Genomic DNA, 940 nt, shown 5'->3' with positions numbered 1-940 from the left:
TTGGACATGAGGCGGCCGACGAGGTGCCCGAACCGGCGTTGCAGTTCGTCGAACGACAGCCCTTCCCAACCAGCCGCGCCGGTGAACGGTGCACGGTCGCCCGCGGCGAGCGCCTCCAAGCGAGCGAGCGCCGGGGCCCAGCCCTGCTGCCAGAACCGCACCGAGGTCACCGGTAATCCGCTCGGCGTCAGGAACAGGTAGGCGTCGGCCGGGCGGTCGAGGTCGAGCTGCGCGACCGTTTCTAGCGGAACGAACGTCATGCGGACGCCGCGCTCGGTCTTCGGGTCGCCGAGGCGCATCCGGCCGTTGGCCCACTTCCACGCCTTCGTGATCGAGACGCCGCCGGTGTTGCGGTCGATGTCGCCGACGATGAGTGCGCCCTGCTCGCCGGGCCGGGCCATGCTCATCACGCCGAACTCCCACCACGGGCGCCAGAACGGCGCGAGCAGCTGCTCGATGAGTTCGTACTCGTCCTCGCTCAGGTGGTCGACCTCGCGCGCCGAGCACTTCGGCAACTTGGTCTCGGCACACGGGTTCCAGGGAATAAGAGGAGTCGGCCGCTGCCGGGCCGCCGCGCCCATCGCTGCGCACAGCAGGCCGTGCTTATTGCGGATGGTCTTCGGTGCGTTGTCGAACTCGGTTTCGAGCCACTCGACCCATGCGGCGTCGAGCTCGGGCGTCACGCCGTCGACGGGCAGGTGCTCCCCATTGAAGAACGGGACGATGTCGCGGTCGATCATGCGCCGGTACTTGCGCTTGGTCTCCTCGTCCACGCTCTTGCCGAGGCGGTCGACGTACCGGTGAAGCCACACCTTCAACGTGATCGTGTCGGCGACGGCGCCCAGCTGGGCGGCGAGGACGCGCTCGGCCTCGACCGGGCCGACCCGGTCGAGTAGCCGCGCCCATCGGATCGCGGCGGCGTGATCGTCGAAACTCTGGG

At 69.0% G+C, this 940-nt stretch carries 1 protein-coding gene; it reads right to left on the bottom strand.

Going from position 1 to position 940, the window contains the following annotated elements:
• A partial coding sequence (locus NNI01S_RS35155; protein ID WP_063017131.1) for a site-specific integrase occupies nt 1-940 on the bottom strand: 940 nt, incomplete at both ends.

The sequence above is a fragment of the Nocardia niwae NBRC 108934 = DSM 45340 genome (genome assembly GCF_001613465.1).
In the GTDB taxonomy this organism is placed as follows: Bacteria; Actinomycetota; Actinomycetes; order Mycobacteriales; family Mycobacteriaceae; genus Nocardia; species Nocardia niwae.
Note: the sequence above shows the minus strand (reverse complement) of the source record. Positions and strands in the feature narration are given on the sequence as shown.